Source organism: Cryobacterium sp. BB736, assembly GCF_014980265.1.
GTDB lineage: Bacteria > Actinomycetota > Actinomycetes > Actinomycetales > Microbacteriaceae > Terrimesophilobacter.
Genome location: NZ_JABXWQ010000001.1, coordinates 690,447 through 708,972 on the forward strand (window position 1 = coordinate 690,447; position 18,526 = coordinate 708,972).

The 18,526-nt window shown below is 67.3% G+C and carries 22 protein-coding genes; 4 read left to right on the plus strand and 18 right to left on the minus strand.

Features of this window, described 5'->3' with window-relative positions; all coding sequences use genetic code 11:
• Nucleotides 1-27: 27 nt before the first annotated feature.
• Genes IRG63_RS03230 through ubiE form a run of 3 tightly spaced genes read right to left on the minus strand, consistent with a single transcriptional unit; the run spans nt 28 to nt 3,219 of the window.
• A complete protein-coding gene (locus IRG63_RS03230; protein WP_168625802.1) occupies nt 28-1,386 on the minus strand; it encodes an FAD-dependent oxidoreductase in 1,359 nt (452 codons plus the stop codon).
• Between the two features lie 25 nt (nt 1,387-1,411).
• Nucleotides 1,412-2,473 carry a polyprenyl synthetase family protein gene (locus IRG63_RS03235; RefSeq protein ID WP_168626831.1) on the minus strand — a complete coding sequence of 354 codons (1,062 nt, stop codon included), beginning with the start codon at nt 2,471-2,473 and terminating at the stop codon, nt 1,412-1,414.
• A gap of 2 nt (nt 2,474-2,475) precedes the next feature.
• The gene (ubiE, locus tag IRG63_RS03240) at nt 2,476-3,219 is read right to left on the minus strand and encodes a bifunctional demethylmenaquinone methyltransferase/2-methoxy-6-polyprenyl-1,4-benzoquinol methylase UbiE (protein ID WP_193509213.1); all 744 of its coding nucleotides are present in this window, start codon (nt 3,217-3,219) and stop codon (nt 2,476-2,478) included.
• 86 nt (nt 3,220-3,305) lie between these two features.
• On the opposite strand from ubiE, the gene IRG63_RS03245 reads away from it, so the two are divergent.
• Nucleotides 3,306-4,526 (plus strand): isochorismate synthase, encoded by a 1,221-nt coding sequence (locus IRG63_RS03245; protein WP_349236094.1) that lies wholly within the window; start codon nt 3,306-3,308, stop codon nt 4,524-4,526.
• Here the strand turns inward: IRG63_RS03245 and IRG63_RS03250 are convergent.
• The 3 genes from IRG63_RS03250 to IRG63_RS03260 form a co-directional block, all read right to left on the minus strand.
• The gene (locus IRG63_RS03250) at nt 4,519-5,379 is read right to left on the minus strand and encodes a polyphosphate kinase 2 family protein (protein WP_193509214.1); all 861 of its coding nucleotides are present in this window, start codon (nt 5,377-5,379) and stop codon (nt 4,519-4,521) included. The two genes, IRG63_RS03245 and IRG63_RS03250, sit on opposite strands and share 8 nt — an antisense overlap.
• A 110-nt stretch (nt 5,380-5,489) precedes the next feature.
• On the minus strand, nt 5,490-7,163 hold the full coding sequence (menD, locus tag IRG63_RS03255; RefSeq protein WP_193509215.1) for a 2-succinyl-5-enolpyruvyl-6-hydroxy-3-cyclohexene-1-carboxylic-acid synthase: 1,674 nt from the start codon (nt 7,161-7,163) through the stop codon (nt 5,490-5,492).
• Complete coding sequence (locus IRG63_RS03260) at nt 7,160-7,495, minus strand: PLD nuclease N-terminal domain-containing protein (protein ID WP_168625806.1); 336 nt, start codon at nt 7,493-7,495, stop codon at nt 7,160-7,162. Before IRG63_RS03260 ends, menD begins: the two co-directional genes overlap by 4 nt.
• 81 nt (nt 7,496-7,576) lie before the next feature.
• On the opposite strand from IRG63_RS03260, the gene IRG63_RS03265 reads away from it, so the two are divergent.
• Entirely contained in the window at nt 7,577-7,843 is a 267-nt protein-coding gene (locus tag IRG63_RS03265; protein ID WP_193509216.1) for a DUF4229 domain-containing protein, read from the plus strand.
• 10 nt (nt 7,844-7,853) lie between these two features.
• Here IRG63_RS03265 and IRG63_RS03270 read toward each other — a convergent pair whose 3' ends face one another.
• From IRG63_RS03270 to IRG63_RS03280, 3 genes are read right to left on the minus strand one after another with little or no spacing between them, the layout of a single operon-like run.
• Nucleotides 7,854-8,021 carry a hypothetical protein gene (locus IRG63_RS03270; RefSeq protein ID WP_168625808.1) on the minus strand — a complete coding sequence of 56 codons (168 nt, stop codon included), beginning with the start codon at nt 8,019-8,021 and terminating at the stop codon, nt 7,854-7,856.
• A gap of 13 nt (nt 8,022-8,034) precedes the next feature.
• Nucleotides 8,035-8,319, minus strand: coding sequence for a hypothetical protein (locus IRG63_RS03275; protein ID WP_168625809.1), 285 nt, complete (start codon nt 8,317-8,319; stop codon nt 8,035-8,037).
• Nucleotides 8,320-8,330: 11 nt separating this feature from the next.
• Nucleotides 8,331-8,498 (minus strand): DUF4175 domain-containing protein, encoded by a 168-nt coding sequence (locus tag IRG63_RS03280; protein WP_168625810.1) that lies wholly within the window; start codon nt 8,496-8,498, stop codon nt 8,331-8,333.
• Between the two features lie 285 nt (nt 8,499-8,783).
• On the opposite strand from IRG63_RS03280, the gene IRG63_RS03285 reads away from it, so the two are divergent.
• Nucleotides 8,784-9,386 (plus strand): TetR/AcrR family transcriptional regulator, encoded by a 603-nt coding sequence (locus IRG63_RS03285; protein ID WP_168625811.1) that lies wholly within the window; start codon nt 8,784-8,786, stop codon nt 9,384-9,386.
• Between the two features lie 15 nt (nt 9,387-9,401).
• On the opposite strand, the gene IRG63_RS03290 is transcribed toward IRG63_RS03285, so the two are convergent.
• The 4 genes from IRG63_RS03290 to IRG63_RS03305 form a co-directional block, all read right to left on the minus strand.
• Entirely contained in the window at nt 9,402-10,385 is a 984-nt protein-coding gene (locus tag IRG63_RS03290; RefSeq protein ID WP_168625812.1) for a 1,4-dihydroxy-2-naphthoate polyprenyltransferase, read from the minus strand.
• 10 nt (nt 10,386-10,395) lie between these two features.
• The gene (locus IRG63_RS03295; protein ID WP_168625813.1) at nt 10,396-11,511 is read right to left on the minus strand and encodes an AMP-binding protein; all 1,116 of its coding nucleotides are present in this window, start codon (nt 11,509-11,511) and stop codon (nt 10,396-10,398) included.
• Between the two features lie 8 nt (nt 11,512-11,519).
• Complete coding sequence (locus IRG63_RS03300; protein ID WP_193509217.1) at nt 11,520-12,443, minus strand: 1,4-dihydroxy-2-naphthoyl-CoA synthase; 924 nt, start codon at nt 12,441-12,443, stop codon at nt 11,520-11,522.
• A 113-nt stretch (nt 12,444-12,556) separates the two neighbouring features.
• A complete protein-coding gene (locus IRG63_RS03305) occupies nt 12,557-12,943 on the minus strand; it encodes a hypothetical protein (protein ID WP_168625815.1) in 387 nt (128 codons plus the stop codon).
• 36 nt (nt 12,944-12,979) lie between these two features.
• Here IRG63_RS03305 and IRG63_RS03310 point away from each other — a divergent pair, with 36 nt between their 5' ends.
• Entirely contained in the window at nt 12,980-13,969 is a 990-nt protein-coding gene (locus tag IRG63_RS03310; protein ID WP_168625816.1) for an o-succinylbenzoate synthase, read from the plus strand.
• On the opposite strand, the gene IRG63_RS03315 is transcribed toward IRG63_RS03310, so the two are convergent.
• The 5 genes from IRG63_RS03315 to IRG63_RS03335 form a co-directional block, all read right to left on the minus strand.
• Nucleotides 13,966-14,529: a GNAT family N-acetyltransferase gene (locus IRG63_RS03315; protein WP_168625817.1), complete on the minus strand. Its 564-nt coding sequence runs from the start codon at nt 14,527-14,529 to the stop codon at nt 13,966-13,968. The two genes, IRG63_RS03310 and IRG63_RS03315, sit on opposite strands and share 4 nt — an antisense overlap.
• Nucleotides 14,530-14,603: 74 nt before the next feature.
• Nucleotides 14,604-15,512, minus strand: coding sequence for a c-type cytochrome biogenesis protein CcsB (gene ccsB, locus IRG63_RS03320; RefSeq protein WP_193509554.1), 909 nt, complete (start codon nt 15,510-15,512; stop codon nt 14,604-14,606).
• 59 nt (nt 15,513-15,571) lie between these two features.
• Entirely contained in the window at nt 15,572-17,212 is a 1,641-nt protein-coding gene (locus IRG63_RS03325) for a cytochrome c biogenesis protein ResB (RefSeq protein ID WP_193509218.1), read from the minus strand.
• Complete coding sequence (locus IRG63_RS03330) at nt 17,196-17,936, minus strand: cytochrome c biogenesis CcdA family protein (protein ID WP_370566165.1); 741 nt, start codon at nt 17,934-17,936, stop codon at nt 17,196-17,198. Before IRG63_RS03330 ends, IRG63_RS03325 begins: the two co-directional genes overlap by 17 nt.
• Entirely contained in the window at nt 17,937-18,518 is a 582-nt protein-coding gene (locus IRG63_RS03335; protein WP_168625819.1) for a TlpA disulfide reductase family protein, read from the minus strand.
• Nucleotides 18,519-18,526: the final 8 nt, after the last annotated feature.

Consider the following 18,526-nt stretch of genomic DNA (forward strand, 5'->3'; position numbering starts at 1 on the left):
GACAGGCTCGCCCACCGCGACGGGCGCTCAGGACGCGGCTTCGCCCACCGAGATGTCCACCATCTCGTCGCGCGGCACGACCTTGATGCGCTCCCGACCGCGGCCCGTGCCGAGCGAGCGCTCGTGCTCGTCCAGCCGGTGCCAGCCGTGGATGTCCGTGTACCGCACCCCGCGCGACGCCAGCAGCTCGCGGATCGCATCCGGCTCCGGCTCGGCCGGCGTCCACCATCCGGCCTGCCCGTTGAGCAGGTTCTGCACCGTCTCCATCGCGTCGCTCTTGGTCGCGCCGATCAGCCCGACCGGCCCGCGCTTGATCCACCCGGTCGCGTATACGCCGGCAACCTCGTTGTCGTTGTCGTCGATCGCCCGCCCACCGCGGTTGGGGATGACCCCCCGACGCTCATCGAACGGAACACCGGGAAGGGGCGAACCGAAGTAACCGATCGCCCGGTAGAGCGCCTGCACCGGCAGCTCGCGGATCTCACCCGTCCCGACCACGCCGCCCTGGCCATCCGGCTTCGTGCGCTCGTACCGGAAGCCCTCAACCTTGCCGTCGCCGAGGACCTCAAGCGGCTTCGCGTAGAAGTGCAGGTGCAGCCGCCGACTCGCCGCGCCGGTCTCGCGCTCGCGCCAGCTGTTCAGGATGCGACTGATGACCAGCAACTGCTTGTTGGTCTTCGCGAGCTCCTCGGCAGCAGGGTCGACCCCGAAGTCCTCGTCGTACAGGATCATGTCGACATCGCGCAGCTCGCCGAGCTCACGCAGTTCCAGCGGCGTGAACTTCACTCGTGCGGGCCCGCGGCGACCGAACACGTGCACGTCGGTGATCGGGCTGGCTTCCAGCACGCGATACACGTTGTCCGGCACCTCGGTCGGCAACAGGTCCTCCGGATGCTTCGCAAGCATCCGCGCGATGTCGAGCGCGACGTTTCCGTTGCCGATCACCGCCACCTCGCGGTGCTCGAGCGGCCAGTCGCGGGGGACATCCGGGTGCCCGTCGTACCAGCTGACGAAGTCGGCAGCACCGTAGCTGCCGGGCAACTCGACGCCCGGGATTGTCAGATCCGCGTCGCGCACAGCACCGGTCGCGAAGATGACCGCGTGGTAGTGGCGCTGCAGGTCCTCGAGCGTGATGTCCTCACCGAATCGCACGTTGGCGAAGAGCCGGATGTCACCGCCGTCGAGCACCTCGCGCAGCGCGTTCACGATGCCCTTGATGCGCGGGTGATCGGGCGCGACGCCGTACCGCACCAGGCCATACGGCGCGGGCAGCTGCTCGAACAGGTCGATCGACACGGCGAACTTCCGCTCGGCCTTCAGCAGCAGGTCGGCGGCATAGATGCCAGCCGGTCCGGCTCCGACGATGGCCACTCGCAGCACACTCACTTAGGTTTTCTCCTCCTGCTTCTTCTCAGTTGGATCGTTCGACGAGGCTCTGCGCGAAGCGAGTCAGCGCGGTGCGCACCGGTCCGTCCGGCAGAACCGCGAGCGCATCGATCGCTTCTTGCGCCCAGCGGTGCGCCTCATCGAGGGTCCGCTGGGTCACCGGGTGCTCACGCAGCTCGGCGACCGCCTTCGCGAACTCCGCGTCGTCGGACCGCTTCGCGGCGTTGTCGATCCGGGCGAGCAGCGCCGCCGCATCCGGATCAGTCTGTGCCTCACGCCGCAGGTACAGCAGCGGCAAGGTCGCCACGCCCGCCCGGATGTCTGTGCCCGGCTCCTTGCCGGTGTCGTCCGCTCCCGCGGCCAGGTCGATGACATCGTCGATGAGTTGGAAGGCCACCCCGATCTTCTCCCCGAAGACCACCATCGGCTGCTCGTACTCCTCGGGCGCCTCGGAGAAGACGATCCCTGCCTGCGCGGCCGCCGCGATGAGCGACCCCGTCTTGTCGGCCAGCACCTGGAGGTAGTGATCGATCGGATCGTCCCCCTGCTGCGGCCCGAGCGTCTCGTGCAGTTGACCGAGGCACAGTCGCTCGAACGTGACCGCCTGCAGTCGGGTGGCCTTCTGTCCGAGACTCGCGATCAGCTTCGCAGCGCGCGCGAACAGCAGGTCGCCGGTGAGGATCGCGACGGAGTTGCCCCACACCGTCTGCACGCTGGGCACGCCACGGCGCAGCTCCGCGTCGTCCATGACGTCATCGTGGTAGAGCGAGGCGAGGTGGGTGATCTCGATGGTCTGCGCCGCGACGATCACCTCCTGCGTGTTGCCGTCTCCGAGTTGCGCGGTCAGCAGTGCGAGGGCCGGCCTGACGCGCTTGCCGCCTGCCTCAAGCAGGTAGCGCCCGGCGGCATCCGCGATCGGGTCGCCGAAGCGCAGTTCCTTCAACAACCCTTCTTCAACCGCGACGAGACCTTCCTCGAGCGCGTGGGCGAAGCGGCGCTCATCAGCGGATGCGAAGAGCCGCTCCGCGAGGCCGAGGCTGGAAGTGATTGTTGCTCTGCGACGGGCGATGTTCGCCCGCGGGTCCATGGTCACGGTTGGGCCGATCCGGCTGGTGCCTTCGAAGTCTGACTGGGCTTGCGAACAGGCTTGCGTCCGCGGTGAAGGGCGACGACGCCCGACGTGAGGTTGCGGTAGGCGACCCTGGTGAAGCCGGCCCCGCGCAACCACTGACTGAGAGTCGCCTGGTCCGGCCACTCGTTGATCGACTCCGCGAGGTAGGTGTAGGCCTCGGGGTTCGAGCTCGTGACGTCGACGACGGTCGGCATCACATACTTCAGGTACACGCCGTAGCCGGCGCGGATCAGCGCGCGCGGCGGCGTCGAGAATTCGCAGATAACGATCCTGCCGCCGGGCTTCAGCACCCGGAGCATCTCCCCCAGCGCCTTCTTGGGCTTGTCGACGTTGCGCAGCCCGAACGAGATGGTGACCGCGTCGAAGGAGTTGTCAGGGAACGGCAGCGCTGTCGCGTCGCCCTGCACAAAGTCGACATCCGGATGCCGGGTGCGGCCGATCTCGATCATGCCCGCCGAGAAGTCAAGTGCAACCGCTTCGGCGCCAGACTTTGCGAGAGCCGCTGACGAGGTGCCCGTGCCGGCGGCGACATCGAGGATGCGCTCACCGTCTTGCGGCGCGATAGCGCGCACGGTGTGCCACCGCCACAGCCAGGCGTTGCCGACGGAGAGCACGCTGTTCGTGCGGTCGTACTTTTTCGCGACCTCATCGAACATCGCCGCAACCTCAGCAGGCTGCTTGGAGCTATCCGCTCGAACCATGATGACAAGTCTATTCGCCACGAACATGGGCACTCACCGGGTACCCCGAGCGGCAGACGCCGGCAACGCGTCGGTAGGGTTAAGTTGTGGATTCACCGGTGCCGGCGCTGAACGTCGTGACTCACCCGATCGACGATCCCGGTTCACTCATCGGGTTGCTCGATCGCGAGCGCCAGCTGCTCTGGCAGCGGCGCGGGCACGGCATTGTCGGCATCGGCGAGGCGTTGCGGCTCGAGTTCACCGGCGCGTCCCGGTTCACGGATGCGGCACGCACCTGGCGGCAGCTCGCCGCAGCGGCCGCGGTGTCCGACCCGCTGGCGGTCCCTGGGACCGGTCTGGTCGCGTTCGCGACGTTTGCCTTCTCCGACCGGTCGCGCGCGACCAGCGTGCTGATCGTGCCCTCGATGATCATCGGGCGCCGGGACGGTCACTCCTGGGTCACCCGGATCAACTCCGAAGCCGCGCTGCCCGCTCCCGACCAGCTCGACGGCTCCTGCCGGGCAACCCTGCATCCAGGCAGCCTCACACCCGACGGCTACGTTCAAGCGGTCGAGGCTGCCATCGACGGCATCCGGAACAACGGGTTGAGCAAGGTGGTGGTGGCGCGCGATCTGGTCGGCACGCTGCAGCCGGGTGCCGACCCGAGGGTCGCGATCGCCTCACTCGCCCACGGCTACCCGGACACCTGGACGTTCGCGGTCGACGGCTTCATCGGCTCCAGCCCGGAGACTCTCGTGAGCGTGCACAGCGGCACCGTCTCTGCCCGCGTGCTCGCCGGCAGCGCGGCGCGCGGCACCGATGCGGCGTCGGATGTGGCGGCATCCGTCGCCCTCGCCACCTCGCAGAAGGACCAGGACGAGCACGAGTTCGCGGTGCAGAGCGTTATGGCCGCGCTCCGCCCGCACTCCGCGTCGGTGCGCTCGAGCGAGGTGCCCTTCACGCTCAAGCTGCCGAATCTGTGGCACCTGGCGAGCGACGTCGAGGGCGCCCTCGACGACACCTCCAGCTCGCTCGACCTGATCGGTGCGCTGCATCCCACCGCGGCGGTGGCTGGCACTCCGACCGCGGACGCGATCGCCGAGCTTGAGCGTCTCGAGCCCTTCGACCGGCAGCGCTACGCCGGTCCGGTCGGCTGGGTGGGCGCCGACGGCGATGGCGAGTGGGCGATTGCCTTGCGCTGCGCCCAGCTCAACGGCGACCGGCTTACGGCGTGGGCGGGCGCGGGCATCGTCGTCGACTCGGTGCCAGCGCACGAGCTCGCGGAGACGAGCATGAAGTTCCGTCCGATCGTGGACGCCTTCAGCTGATCGTGTCGGCGGCCAGCCGCCTCTTCTCCGCCTTCACGTCGAAGTCTGCCTTGGGCCATTGCGGGTCCAGGTTTCGAAGCGCGTCAAGCAGCAGCCGCTGCACCGCGAGCCGTGCGTACCACTTGTGGTCGGCCGGCACCACGAACCAGGGTGCATCGGCGGTGGCGGTACGGTCGAACATCAGCTGATACGCGTGCTGGTATTGCGGCCACAGTTGCCGCTCGTCGAGGTCCGCCGGGTTGTACTTCCAGTGCTTGTCGGGCCGCTCGAGCCTTTTTGTGAGTCGCTTCTTCTGCTCGGCGGCGCTGACGTGCAGCATGACCTTGATCAGCACGGTGTCGTCAGCCACGATTTCATCCTCGAACGCGCGGATCAGGCCGTAGCGCTCCTCGATAGTGTCCTCCGGCGCCAACTGGCGCACGCGTTGGATGAGGACGTCCTCGTAGTGCGACCGATCGAAGACGCCGATCATGCCGGGGCCGGGAAGCTGCCGGCGCACCCGCCAGAGGAAGTCGTGTTTCAGTTCCTCCTCGGTCGGCGCCTTGAAGCCGTGCACCTTGACGCCCTGTGGGTCGACCGCACCGACCACGTGGCGGATGATGCCGCCCTTCCCACCTGTGTCCATCGCCTGCAGCACCAGCAGCATCCGCTTCGTCCCGCCGGAGCGGCTCTCGGCGAACAGCCGCTCTTGCAGTTCGGACAGTTCGTCGGCCGACTTCGCGAACACGGCCTCCGCTTCCGCCTTGCCTCCCGCGAATCCGGGGGTCGACCCGGTGTCGACGTCGGCGAGCCGGAAGCCCTCGCGGACGCGCAGCAGGTCGGCGGGGTCGTCGGTCCACGCCTTCGCAGTCATGAGCGAATGGTACGTCCCGAAGTTGCTCGTTGCGGCGAGCGCCGACCAATTTTCCGAGTGCGCGTGCAATATCGCGAGCGCTCGCACATTCCGGCGGCGCTCGGGCGGCGTTAGGCGCGCGGCAGCGGAACCTCGATGATGCGCGGGTGGGCGGATGCGGTGAGCGCCTCATCGAGTTCGCCGCGGTTGGGTGCGTGCACGTACTCCCAGCCGTACGCGCGCGCGAGCGATTCGATGTCCACGCGCTGCGGCGTGTACAGCACCCGGTCGATGTCGGGGGCCGGTGCCGTCTGGGCGACCTCGAGCGCGTCGAAGATCGTTCCGCCACCGTCGTTGCCGACGATCAGCTGAATGCGCGGCCGGTCCTCGCCGAAGCCGAACAGCAAGCCGCCGACATCATGCAGGAACGCCAGATCCCCGAGCACAACGCGCGTGACACCGCCGGCGTCGGCGCCGCCCTGGCTCGCGATGGCCACCCCGACCGCGGTCGAGATCGTCCCATCGATGCCCGACAAACCGCGGTTGGACAGCACCCGGATCTTTTTGCCTGTCACTCGCCGGTCGGCCTCCCGGATGAGCCGGGACGCTCCGAACACGAGCCGGTCGTGTGGCCAGGTCGCCTTCCAGACCGCGTCGACAAGCATCCGCCGGTCCACCGGCTGACGGAACACGGCCAACTGCGCGCGGCCGAACTCGGCCACCGCCGCAGGGTCGTCGGTGCGCGCATTCACCGGTTCGGATGCGACGCCGTCGTCGAGCAGAGCGCGACTCGCGGCGACCCAGCTGCCTGCCCACGACCGATCCGGGGGTGTTCCGTCGCCCACCCGGATGGCGTCGACGATGTGCCGCGCACGGTGCGCCGGATTGTAGTCCTCGCCCGAGGTGCCGCGCACGACGATGGTTTCGACATCCTCGCGAGCGCTGAGCGCTGGCACCTGGCGGCTGAGCGTGGGATGGCCGAAAACGACAACACGCGACACCTGTCCGCCGAACGCCTCGTCGTCGAGCAGTTCGCGGTAGGCGACGACCAGGTTGGGCCCGAACCGGGCACCGCTGGCGACCTCGGCGAGGAGGGGAGCGCCCAGTGCGCGAGCGACCTCTTCTGCCTGCTCCCCCGCGCCCGCTCCGGCAACGACGACGGTGCCGTAACGCGGCTCGATGACAAAAGGAACCGCCGCCCCGACGGTGGGCAGCGGATGCGGCTCGAGCACCGGGAGGTCCCCGACGGCCCCCGACAACGGTTCGCGGAAGCCGACGTTCAGCTGCGCAGGACCGGGAGCGGACGAGTGGCCGGCTGCCGCCGAGTACGCCTCCCGCGCCAGTTCGCGCACCTCTCCCGCGTCGAACTTGCCGACAGCGGGCGCCTGCACGTCACGCAGCACGCGCACTGCGTCGGCGAAGATGCCGAGCTGGTTGGTGGTCTGGTTGGTGCCTATGCCGCGCAGCTCTGCGGGGCGGTCAGCGGTGAGCAGGATCAGCGGCACGCCCGCGTGATGCGCCTCAAGGACCGCCGGGTGCAGGTTGGCTACGGCGGTGCCCGATGTGGTGATGATCGCTACCGGCCTGCCGGTCTCCATGGCCAGGCCAAGCGCGAGAAAACCGGCATCCCGCTCATCGATCCGGACACTCAACCGGATGGCGCCGGCTCGTTCATACTCCGCCGCGGCGAGCGCGAGCGCCTGCGACCGGGACCCGGGGGCGAGCACGACATCGCCGACCCCGAGCTGGATCAGTTCACCAAGCAGTGCAACCGAGAAGTCACTGGCCCCGCTGGCCAGACTCATGTGTCTTTGGGATCGTCATCCAGGTCGGCGAGCTCCTGCTCGAGCCGACGGATCCGCTCCTCACGCTCTTGGTCGGTTCCCAGCCTGCGCAAGAAGGTCGGGTCGTCATCCGGAGGCGTCTGCAAACGGCTCCCGCCCCTGCCCTCACTGCGGTCCTTGCCGATGGTGAGCCACAGGATGCCGCCGATCACCGGGAGAAGGAGAATCACGATGACCCACACTGGCTTGGAGATCCCGCGCGCCCGGTTGGAGTCCGTCATCGCACAGTCGACAACGGCGAAGATGGTGAAGAACACCGCCGCAACAGCGAGGATGATCAAGAGCCGTGCCATGTATGAATTGTAGGCCGAAGCCCTGAGAGCGCACTGGCCGATACCGAATCGTGGCAACGGCAACCGGCCTACACTTGATGAGTGACCCGCCAGCTCGTCCTCTACTCGGTCCTTCGGATCGGCATCTTCCTAGTCGCCCTCGCGCTGCTCATGCTCATCGGCTTGGATTGGCTCTTGTCGGCCATCATCGCCGCGATCATCGGAGTCTGCGTCTCTTACCTGGCGCTGTCGAAGCAGCGTGAAGCAATTGCTCACGAGCTTCAGGCCAGGAACACCCGCACAAAGACTTCGACCGACTCGTCGGACGAGTCGGTCGAAGACGGTGCGGCCGATTCACCCGACCGCTAGGTCACTCATTTCAGTGACGACGTGTTCCTGATCCCACGCCGAAGCCGCTGAGCCATCCCTTGATGACGCTCGACTGCGCGTCGGCCAGCCTCTCCTCGATGGGCGCTCTCAGTGCCGGAATTGGTTCCGGTGTGTGCTCGGCGAAGCCATCGTTGGGCTGTACTGCTGTGTCATACATGTCCAACCTCATTTCATGCGTTCGTCAACATCCAGGACAGGACGTGCTCTTCCGGAGTCGGTGCGTCGGAGGAGTCGGCGGCCAGGTGGGCGGCCGCCTCCTCCAACGTGCCGAATCTCGACCAGGAGAAACGGCGACCCAGACTCATCGCCTCGAACTCCTCGCCCTTCAGCTCGACGAAGCCGAGCAGCCGGCGGGGATCGTTCTCGCTGAAGCGAAGGTCGCTGACTCTCCAGATATCAGTAGAGAGCGGTTCAATCGAGTGCGTCCCGTTAGGCGTCCCCCGATGCGCGCTCATGGTCGGTTCCTCTAGACCTTCGTGCTACGGCCGCCGATGTAGCGAACGAGCCACATGATGGCGGCGATGATCAGGAGGATGACTCCGATCCACAGCAGCCACTGGACCGCCTGGACGAAGCCGCCTACGAAGAGAAGCACGATGGCGACAAGCGCCAGGATTATCAGCAGTGAAGACATTGGTTCCTACCTTTCCTTCCACTGTCTCGAGTCGCAGCTCCCCGATGGGAAGAACGATCTCTCTTGTGTCGGTTGGTGCTCTTGAACAGCAATCCTGCACAATCCCCGAGTTGGGGAAGAACGATCACTCTCCGTGGGGAGAACGATCACTCTTGTTGAATGTAAGCATACTTTGCCACACGCGAACAAGGGGTTGATTCATTTCTTCGTTACTGATAGAAGCTCTTAAAGGAGAGAGCGATCACTCTACCGATGCAAGTCCTAAGGGCGTATGGTTTTACGGTCATGTTCGAAACAGATCAGCAGAGTCCCCCACCGTCCGGTGCCCGCGAGAGAATCCTGGCGACCGCGTACGAGCTCTTCACCCATCGAGCCATCAGAGATGTCGGCGTCGACGAGCTGATCCAGACGGCTGGGGTCGCCAATGCGACCTTCTACCGGCACTTCCACTCCAAGGACGAACTGGTGCTCGCCGTGCTCGAACGCCGCGAGCAGCTCTTCACGCTGGGAACGGTCGAGCAGGAGGCCCGCCGGCGCGGCGAGTCACCTCGCGAGCGTCTGCTTGCGATCTTCGACATCTACGACGACTGGTTCCACCGCGACGACTACGAAGCGTGCTCGTTCGTGCACGTGCTCCTGGAGATGGGCCCGACCCACCCGCTGGGCCAGGCATCCGTCGAACATCTCGCGCGCATCCGATCGATCGTGAAGCAGTTCGCGATCGAGGCCGGCCTGTACGCGGTCGAGGAATTCACGCGCGCGTGGCACATCCTGATGAAGGGCTCGATCGTGCTCGCGGCTGAGGGCGACAAGAACGCCGCCAGGGTGGCGCGCGACATGGCCGGCATGCTCATCGACCGGCACAGTTCACCGCTGCCGGGGCATTAGCTCCAGCCGCACACCCTAGAACGCGATTGCGGCGGCGAGTCCGATGCCGAAGACGAGCGCCGACAGGCTGGTGAGCCCCAGTGCGAGCAGGAACTCCTTCGCGGTCTTGGCAGTCAGCACAATCAGCACGGCCGGCACGGTGAGGAACAGCACGAAGTAGACGTATGGCGCCCAGGCGTACAGGGTCGCGAAGTAGATCAGCACGACATACGGCGCCAGCGCCAGCACGGCGAACAGGATGCGCGAGGGCAGGTCGCCGATCAGCACGGTGAGCGTCCGCTTGCCTGCTGCACGATCCTGCTCGAGGTCGCGCAGGTTGTTGGACACGAGCACTGCGCACGCGAACAGGCCGGTGGCAACGCCAGCGAGCCAGCTGTCCAGGGTGACCATGCCGGCCTGCACGAACGTCGTGCCCGCGGTGGCGACCAGGCCGAAGAAGACGAAGACGAACACCTCGCCGAGGCCGTAGTAGCCGTACGGCCGCCTGCCGCCGGTGTAGAACCAGCCGGCGATCATGCACGCGACGCCGACCGCGATCAGCCAGTAGTAGCCGGTGAGGATGACAATCGCCAGCCCGGCCGCCCCGGCCAGCGCGAAGAAGACCAGCGCGACCGCGAGCACCGTTCTGGGCTTGGCTGCTCCGGACCCGGTGAGCCGAGACGGTCCCACCCGGTAGGAGTCGGTGCCACGGATGCCGTCGGAGTAGTCGTTGGCGTAGTTGACGCCGATTTGCAGGAAGACCGCGACGGCCAGGCAGAGCAGCGCGAGGGTGAGGTCGAAGGTTTCGAAGCCGTTCGCTGCGTAGGCGGTCGCGGTACCGAGCGCGACCGGCGCGATGCCGAGCGGCAAGGTGCGGATGCGCGCGCCGGCGATCCAGTCGCCGACGCCTGCCTTCTTGACGACGGGTACCGGCGAACCGACCTTCCGACCGGGGTGCCCGGAGCGACGCACGGTCCTCGGGTCGATGCGCTGCTGCTTGGGTCTGGTGTTCTTCGCCACGAAAGAGAATCTAGACCGTTTCCGGCACGAGGCGCGCAAGCGCCACCCTGTCGGGCTTGCCACTGGCCAGCAGCGGGATCCGGCCGACGTGGTAGAGCGCTGCGGGCGCGGCCGCTTGCCCGAGTTGCGCGCTGACCGCCTGCCTCACGTCATCGAGCGCGGGTCTGCGCGTGCTGACGACAATCGGCACGTCCCCCCAGCGCGCGCTGCGGGCGGACAGCACCACAGCATCCGCCAAACCCGGAAGGCCCCGGACGACCCGCTCGACCGCGCCGAGTGACACGTTGACGCCCCCCGAGACGATCTGGTCGTCGCGTCGCCCGGTCACCGTCAGCACGCCGTCGGCTAGTTCGCCGAGGTCGCCGGTGCGGTACCAGCGCTCACCGGCGTCGTCGTAGAAGGCAGCGGCGGTGCGTTCCGGGTCGTCGAGGTAGCCGTCCGCGAGCATCGGCCCGGCGAGTTCGATCTGCCCGTCGGTCACGCGCGCACGTGCGCCGCTGATCGGGATGCCGTCGTAGACGCATCCGCCCGCGGTCTCGCTCGATCCGTAGGTGCGGGTCACGTTCAGGCCGAGTTCGAGCGCTTGCGCGAGGAGGGCATCCGGTGTCGACTGCCCGCCGACCAGGATGCGGTCGAAGCGGCGCAGTTCGGTGAGCACCTCCGATTCGTCCATCAGACGCGCGAGTTGGACGGGGACCAGGGATGTGAAGCGCACCGGATGCTCCATGCGCGACGCCGCGTCACCGAACACAATGGGGTCGAACGACCCGGGCGGGAGGACGACCGGGACGGTGTCGGCGGCGATGGATCGGGTGAGCACGTTGATGCCCGCGATGTAGTGAGCCGGGAGGGCGAGCAGCCACTGGCCGGGCTCGCCGAGCGCCGACTCGGTCGCCGCGGTGCCGGCGAGCAAGGCATCCGCGCTCAACGCCACGCGCTTGGGCCGCCCGGTCGAGCCGCTGGTCTGCACCACGAGCGCGATGCGCTGCGGCACACGGGCCGGCACACCATCGGTGTGCATGTCGGGAGCGAGCGGCAGGATCGCCGGGCCGTCACCGCTGAGCGCAGCCCTGAGCGCGGGGAACACCGTGGCGGCGTCACCAGCGATGGGCTGCAGGTCGCGCATCTTGTCGCTCAGTACTGCCAGGGGTACGGCGACCAGTCGGGGTCGCGCTTGCCGAGGAAGGCGTCGCGGCCCTCGACCGCTTCGTCGGTGCCATAGGCGAGACGGGTGGCCTCACCGGCGAACACCTGCTGACCGACGAGTCCGTCGTCGACCGCGTTGAAGGCGAACTTGAGCATCCGGATGGCGGTCGGCGACTTGGTGAGGATGGTGCGCGCCCACTCGAGCGCGGTCGACTCGAGGTCTGCGTGCGGGACCACCGCGTTGATGGCGCCCATGTCGTAGGCACGCTGCGCGGAGTACTCCTCGGCGAGGAAGAACACCTCACGCGCGAACTTCTGCCCCACCTGGCGCGCGAAGTAGGCGCTGCCGTAGCCGGCGTCGAACGAGCCGACGTCGGCATCCGTCTGCTTGAACCTGCCGTGCTCTGCGGAGGCGATGGTCAGGTCGCATACGACGTGGAGGGAGTGGCCGCCGCCGGCCGCCCAGCCGGGCACCACCGCGATGACGACCTTGGGCATGAAGCGGATGAGGCGCTGCACCTCGAGAATGTGCAGGCGGCCGAGGCGCGCGGCGCCGCCGCTTTCGGTGGTCGGGGCTGTCGAGACCCCGTCGCCCTCGTACTCGTACCCCGCCCGCCCTCGGATCCGCTGGTCGCCGCCGGAGCAGAACGCCCAGCCTCCGTCCTTCGGGCTGGGCCCGTTGCCGGTGAGCAGCACCACGCCGATGCGCGGGTTCTGCCTGGCGTCATCGAGTACCGCGTAGAGCTCGTCGACGGTGTGCGGGCGGAAGGCGTTGCGCACCTCCGGCCGGTTGAACGCGACCCGCGCGACGCGTCCGTCACGGTCGTGGTGATAGGTGATGTCGGTGAGTGAGTCGAATCCGGCGACGCCGGACCACTCCCGCGCATCGAAAAGCTCCGAGACTTCCACCATGCGCTCAGCCTAATCGTCGCCGACTAACCCACCCGGCGAACGTTGCGGCCGCTTGTTATCGATGCGGGTGCTGTGGACGCCGCATCGATAACAAACGGCAGCAGCGTCGGACGTCAGCGGCCGCCGAAGAAGCCGAGCACCGTGTTCAGCACGAGCGGGTTGGTCAGCACCGCGAGCACGATCGCGATCGCGCCGGTCAGTCGGCCGCGGTTCAGGATGACACCGACGATCCCGAGCACGAACGGCACGAACGTCAGCACGATGATCGCCTGGCCGATGAACGTCGCGGCTGCGTATGCACCGCTGACCGCGAGCAGCACACCGGTCACCTCGAGCGCGATGAGCACGAGCACGCTCACGAGCGCCACGAGCCCGAATGGGAACGGGCGGCGCCGCTTGGGCTCGGCATCCGGCCACTCGGCATCCGGTGACTGGGCATCCGGGGAGGGGCCATCCGGCGGCTGGGCCGACTCGTACAGGGCGGTTTCTCCGGTCGACATTTGCTCCAAGGATAGGCCACCGTCGACACTGGTCGGATGACAGTTCCTCCGCCGCTCGACGAACTGCTCGCCGACGCACACGTCGTCGCGCTGCCGCTGGCGCAGCGCTTCCGCGGCGTCGACTCGCGCGAGGCGATGCTGCTGCGCGGCCCGCACGGCTGGACAGAGTTTTCACCATTCGTGGAGTACCCGGATGCCGAAGCGGCTGCGTGGCTGCGTGCCGCTATCGAGTTCGGCTGGTCGGCGGCGCCGTCCCGCCTGCGCGACAGCATCCCGGTGAACGCGACCCTGCCTGCGGTCGGCCCGGATCAGGTTGCCCGCGTGCTTGAGCGTTTCGGCCACTGTCGGACGGTCAAGGTCAAGGTGGCCGAGCGTGGCCAGGAACTCGCCGAGGATGTGGCCCGCGTGCGGGCCGCCCGGGCATTCCTCGGCGCGGAAGGCCGCGTCCGGATCGACGCCAACGGGGCCTGGAACGTGGACGAGGCCGAGCGGGCGATCCACGCGCTGGCCGAGTTCGACCTCGAGTACGTCGAGCAGCCGTGCGGGAGCGTCGAGGAGCTCGCCGAGATCCGCTCGCGCGTGAAGCACATGGGTGTGCCGATTGCGGCCGATGAAAGTGTGCGCAAGGCGGAGGACCCGCTCGCCGTCGCCCGCGCCGGCGCCGCCGACCTGCTGGTGATCAAGGCGCAACCGCTCGGAGGCATCCGGGCGGCCTTGGACATCGTCGCCGAGGCCGGGCTGCCGGTCGTTGTCTCGAGCGCGCTCGACACGTCCGTCGGCATCAGCATGGGCGCCCACCTTGCCGCATCAATTGCAGAGCTCGAGTACGACTGTGGGCTCGGTACCGCTGCGCTGCTCTCAGCCGATGTGACGGACGAACCGCTCGTTCCGACCGCCGGCGCGATTCCCGTTCACCGAGTCGAGGTCAGCCGATCCTTGCTGGAGCGGCACGCGGCCAACCCCGGTCGTGACCAGTGGTGGCGCGACCGCCTCACCCGCTGTTACGAGCTGCTTGCCTCTGCCTAGCTTGCCCGGTACTCGCGCGCGAGCATCGCGTAGCTGCCGGTGTCGGCCCACTCGCCCTTGAACCAGAGGTCCTCGACGAAGTGCGCCTCGCGGCGCATCCCGAGCCGAAGGCACAGGTTCACGGATGCGTCATTGCGTGGGTCGAGTTCGGCGATCACCCGGTGAAACTCCACTGTGTCGAATGCGAGCGCCAGCAGCGCCTTCGCACTCTCGGTCGCGTAGCCCTGCCCGTGGTGGTCGGGGTGAAAGGTCCAGCCCAGCTCGGCCGTGTCGTTCTCGACGCTCTTGACGGTGATGTACAGGTCGCCGATCATCTGGCCGTCGTCCTTGCGCTCAACCGCGAGCTGCAGGTAGTCGCCATCGCTCTCGAGCCGAGTGTGCCGGATGTGCTCGGCCACCTTCGCGGCGACCGTGTCGCGATCGCGCGGGTCGAAGAGAAGGTAGCGGCAGACATCCTCGCGCGACTGGTACGAGTGCACGATGTCGATGTCGGCCTCGGTCATCAGCCTCAGGCGCAGGCGCTCGGTCTCGATCGGCTCGGTGAGCTCAAAGGGAATCACGTTGCTGATCGTAAGGGGTCTCGACTAGCTCGACCACCGAAAAGGCCACGGGTCTCGACCACCGAGCGGCAGGACTACAGGCCCGAGTAGGCGTGCAGGCCCTTCATGAACAGGTTCACGACCGTGTAGTTGAAGATCACCGCTCCGAAGCCGATGAGCGACAGCACCGCCGAGCGGGTCCCGCGCCAACCGCGAGTCGCGCGCGCGTGGATGTAGCCGGCGTAGATCGTCCAGATGATGAAGGTCCAGACTTCCTTGGTGTCCCAGCCCCAGTAGCGTCCCCACGCGCGCTCGGCCCAAATGGCGCCGGCGATGAGGGTGAATGTCCAGAATACGAAGCCGATCACGATGACGCGGTACGCGAGCGTCTCCAGCTTGTCGGCATCCGGAACCGTGGAGAGGAAGCCGCCGGTCTTCCCGCTCGCCTCGCGACGAGACTGCAGCAGCTGCAGCAGCGACAGCCCAGCGCCGAGCGCGAAGAACGACGTGCCGAGTATTGCGACGAACACGTGGATGACCAGCCACACCGACTGCAGGGGAACGGCGAGCGGAGTGACGTCGACGTAGAAGTTGGTCGTGCCGATTCCGAGCACGATCAGCGCGGCACCGGTGATGTACGCGCCCAGGTAGCCGAGGTCGAGCCAGAACTGGATGACCAGGAACACCAGCACGACGATGAGCGACATCATGAGCGAGAACTCGAACATGTTCGACCAGGGCACGTAGCCGTTGGCGAGTCCACGCAGCACGGCACCGCCGAGGTGCAGCAGCCAGGCGATCACGGTCAACGCGAAGCCCGCGCGCTCGAAGCGTCCGCGCTTGCGGGTGGTCACCGTCTCGGTGCGCTCGAGCGTCGTCGTGCCCCCGCGGGCAGCGGTCAGCTGGCCGGTCGCAGCGGTTGCGGCGACCGGCTCAGGGGCCAGCGACGCGCGCTTCGCCAGGTCGACGGTGAAGAACACGAAGGCGAGTGCGTACACCGCCATCGCTGAGTAAATGGCGACGAGCGAATAGGTCGCAAGCGTTTCGGTCACGGCACACCAGCCTACGTCGTCAACTTGCGAGCGTGCCGCTCGGCGATGTCCGCGACAGCGTCTTCGAGGGTCGGGTCCTCACCACGGGCGAGACCCGCGTATTCGATCCGGATGCCGCCATCGGGCAACTCGACCGCCTTCACCCACATGCGTCGGCGCGGCACGAACAGCGACGCGAGCAATCCGCCGAGGACGAGGATCGCGAACACCAGCACCCATCCCTGACTCGGCACATGGTGGATGTCGAACGATGCGAAGCGGGGAACGGAGTCGGCCCAGTTGTTCGGTCCCGCATCCGGGTCCTTCGACTCGAAAGTCACAGTGCCCAGGCCGTTCGGCAGTTCGGCGCTCTCCCCCGGCCGCAGTTCGATCGTGTCGACGCCGCTGTCGCCGCCGACCACCTCCGTGAGCGTGTCGGTTTCGAGCGAGTACACCGATTTCGGCGCGCCAGAGTCCAGCCCGAGGTCACCTGTGTACACGCGCAGCGTCAGCACCGGGTTGACCAGGTCGGGGTGCACGGAGGTCAGCGCACCGCTGTGCAGTTCGCCCGCAGCCGGATAGAAGAAGCCGATCATCCCCAGCTGCTCCGGCAGCGCATCCGGGACCTTGATCACGCCGAGCGAGGTGAGGTTCTGGTCCTGCGGAAGGAACGGAACGCTCGAGTCGAACGCGATGTTGCCCTCACCGTCGCGCACCGTGATGGTGGGTGCATAGCCGTTGCCGAGCAGGTACACGTTGGTGCCGGCGACCGCCAGCGGGTGGTTCACCTTGACCTCGCCGGGCTGCCCCTCCTCCCCGGGGAGGTAGGTGGTGACAGATGCGGTGAAGTCGGTCGGCGTTCCGTAGGCCCTGAGGTTCTCCTCCTCGTAGACGACGCTGAAGTCGTCGAGCGTCATCCGGAATGGCTCCAGCGAATGCTCACCGGCGAAGCGGCCGGGGTTGAACGAGTCGTAGCCCGCGAGCACGTTGACGAAGGGCTGACCTTCGATGACGACCTTCTGGCCGCTGAACGAGAAGCCGCCGCCGATTCCGACAGCGACGAGGATGCCGACGAGCGCGGAGTGAAACACCAGGTTGCCGGTCTCACGCAGGTAGCCACGTTCGGCGGAGGCGGAGAGGTCCTTGCCGTTGAACAGCTGCACTCGGTAGCCGCTGCTCCGCAGCAGGTCACGCGCGGAGTCGATGGCGGTCGCGGCGTCGAGGTTCGGCTCGATGCGGCTGGTGAAGCCGGGCAAGCGCTCTAGCCGTGCCGGCGTCTTCGGCGGGCTGGCGCGCAGCGCCTTGAGGTGGTGCGTCGTGCGCGGGATGACGCAGCCGATGAGCGAGACGAACAGCAGCAGGTAGATGGCCGAGAACCACACCGACGTGTAGACGTCGAACAGCTGGAACGAATCCAGCACCGGCGCGAGATCCGGGTTGTCGGCAAAGAACTGGATGACTCCATTCGGGTCGCTCGAGCGTTGCGGCCACATCGAGCCCGGCACCGCGGCGATCGCGAGCAGCAGCAGGAGTACCAGCGCGGTGCGCATGCTCGTGAGCTGGCGCCAGAAGAAGCGCAGGTAACCGAGCGGCCCCAGGCCCGGTTGGGTGATCTCGGGGCGGCGCGCGGTGTCCGGGGTTGCGGCGTCGACGTAATCAGAGGGGCGTGACATAGCTCTCGATCACCGCCCCGAAGGCCGACATCATGGCCTGCCAGAGGCCCGTGACCATGAGCACGCCGATGAGCACGAGCAACAGGCCGCCGACGACGTTGATGACCCGGATGTGGCTCTTGAGCCAGGAGACCGCACCAGTGACCCAGTTGAGACCGAGTGCGACGAGCAGGAACGGGACCCCGAGTCCGATGCAGTAAGCAAGCCCGATGATCGCTGCGCGCCACGGGGAGCCGCTATCGAGGCTGAGTGAGAACACCGCGATGAGCGTCGGCCCCATGCAGGGGGTCCAGCCCAGAGCGAAGACGACACCGAGCAGCGGCGCGCCGCCGAGACCGGTCGCGACGCGCCAGCGCGGCTTGAACGTGCGCTGCATGAAGCTGAATTGGCCGATGAAGACGAGACCCATGAGGATTACGACGACACCGGCGATCCGGATGATCAGGTCGAGCCATGGCTTGAGCGCGAATCCGAGTGTGGCGAGCAGGATGTTGAGCGTGATGAAGACGACGCTGAATCCGGCGATGAACAACACGACCCCAAGCAGCAGCCGGCGCCGTTGGCCGCGGTCCGGTTCGCCCGCGAACCCGCCGATGTAGGCGAGGTACCCGGGGAGCAGCGGCAGTATGCATGGCGACGCGAACGAGATCAGCCCGGCGAGCAGCGCGATCGGCAGGGCGAGTAACAGGTTGCCGCTGAGGACGATCTCGCCGATCGGGTTCACTTAGGTTTCCTCTGCGGCGACGGTCTTGATCAGCGCGTCAAGGATCGACGCCGCCTGCACCTGACCCAGGATGCGCGCTGCGACTCGGCCCTCGCGGTCGAGCACGAGCGTCGTCGGCAGCGCACTCGGCGGGACCTTGCCGGCGAACGCGAGCTGCGCTTCGCCGGACTTCGCATCGAGCACCGAAGGGTAGCTGACGCCATACTTGCGCGAGAACGCGAGCGCCTGCTCGGCGCCGTCGTACGTGTTGATGCCGATGAACGAGGCGCCCTTCCCGGCCCAGTCCTGCGACACCTTCTCCAGGTCCGGCGCTTCAACCCGGCACGGGCCGCAGTAGCTCGCCCAGAAGTTCACGACGAGGACCTCACCGAGGTAGTCCTCGCTCGACACCGTCTCACCGAGTTCTGTCGTGCCCTCAAAGGTGATCGGAGCGTCCCGGTTCTCCGGGGTGACCTCCATAACGCTGCCGTCGCCGGCGATGTAGTTCTTGTCGCTGCCGTCCCGGTACTGCTGGGCGAGTGGGTCGTTCGCTGCGCAGCCGGTCAGTACGAGGGCGGCTGCGGCGAGCGCCGCTGCCGTCATCCGGAATT

Coding starts and splice junctions, on each gene's coding strand:
- IRG63_RS03275 (WP_168625809.1), bottom strand. CDS start 8,319: ATGAGCGCGCATCGGGGGACGCCTAACGGGACGCACTCGATTGAACCG.
- IRG63_RS03295 (WP_168625813.1), bottom strand. CDS start 11,511: ATGCGCGACCTGCAGCCCATCGCTGGTGACGCCGCCACGGTGTTCCCC.
- IRG63_RS03260 (WP_168625806.1), bottom strand. CDS start 7,495: ATGGCACGGCTCTTGATCATCCTCGCTGTTGCGGCGGTGTTCTTCACC.
- IRG63_RS03250 (WP_193509214.1), bottom strand. CDS start 5,379: ATGACTGCGAAGGCGTGGACCGACGACCCCGCCGACCTGCTGCGCGTC.
- IRG63_RS03270 (WP_168625808.1), bottom strand. CDS start 8,021: ATGTATGACACAGCAGTACAGCCCAACGATGGCTTCGCCGAGCACACA.
- IRG63_RS03335 (WP_168625819.1), bottom strand. CDS start 18,518: ATGACGGCAGCGGCGCTCGCCGCAGCCGCCCTCGTACTGACCGGCTGC.
- IRG63_RS03300 (WP_193509217.1), bottom strand. CDS start 12,443: ATGGTGGAAGTCTCGGAGCTTTTCGATGCGCGGGAGTGGTCCGGCGTC.
- IRG63_RS03235 (WP_168626831.1), bottom strand. CDS start 2,473: ATGGACCCGCGGGCGAACATCGCCCGTCGCAGAGCAACAATCACTTCC.
- ccsB (WP_193509554.1), bottom strand. CDS start 15,512: ATGGCGGTGTACGCACTCGCCTTCGTGTTCTTCACCGTCGACCTGGCG.
- menD (WP_193509215.1), bottom strand. CDS start 7,163: ATGAGTCTGGCCAGCGGGGCCAGTGACTTCTCGGTTGCACTGCTTGGT.
- IRG63_RS03310 (WP_168625816.1), top strand. CDS start 12,980: ATGACAGTTCCTCCGCCGCTCGACGAACTGCTCGCCGACGCACACGTC.
- IRG63_RS03285 (WP_168625811.1), top strand. CDS start 8,784: ATGTTCGAAACAGATCAGCAGAGTCCCCCACCGTCCGGTGCCCGCGAG.
- IRG63_RS03280 (WP_168625810.1), bottom strand. CDS start 8,498: ATGTCTTCACTGCTGATAATCCTGGCGCTTGTCGCCATCGTGCTTCTC.
- ubiE (WP_193509213.1), bottom strand. CDS start 3,219: ATGGTTCGAGCGGATAGCTCCAAGCAGCCTGCTGAGGTTGCGGCGATG.
- IRG63_RS03305 (WP_168625815.1), bottom strand. CDS start 12,943: ATGTCGACCGGAGAAACCGCCCTGTACGAGTCGGCCCAGCCGCCGGAT.
- IRG63_RS03325 (WP_193509218.1), bottom strand. CDS start 17,212: ATGTCACGCCCCTCTGATTACGTCGACGCCGCAACCCCGGACACCGCG.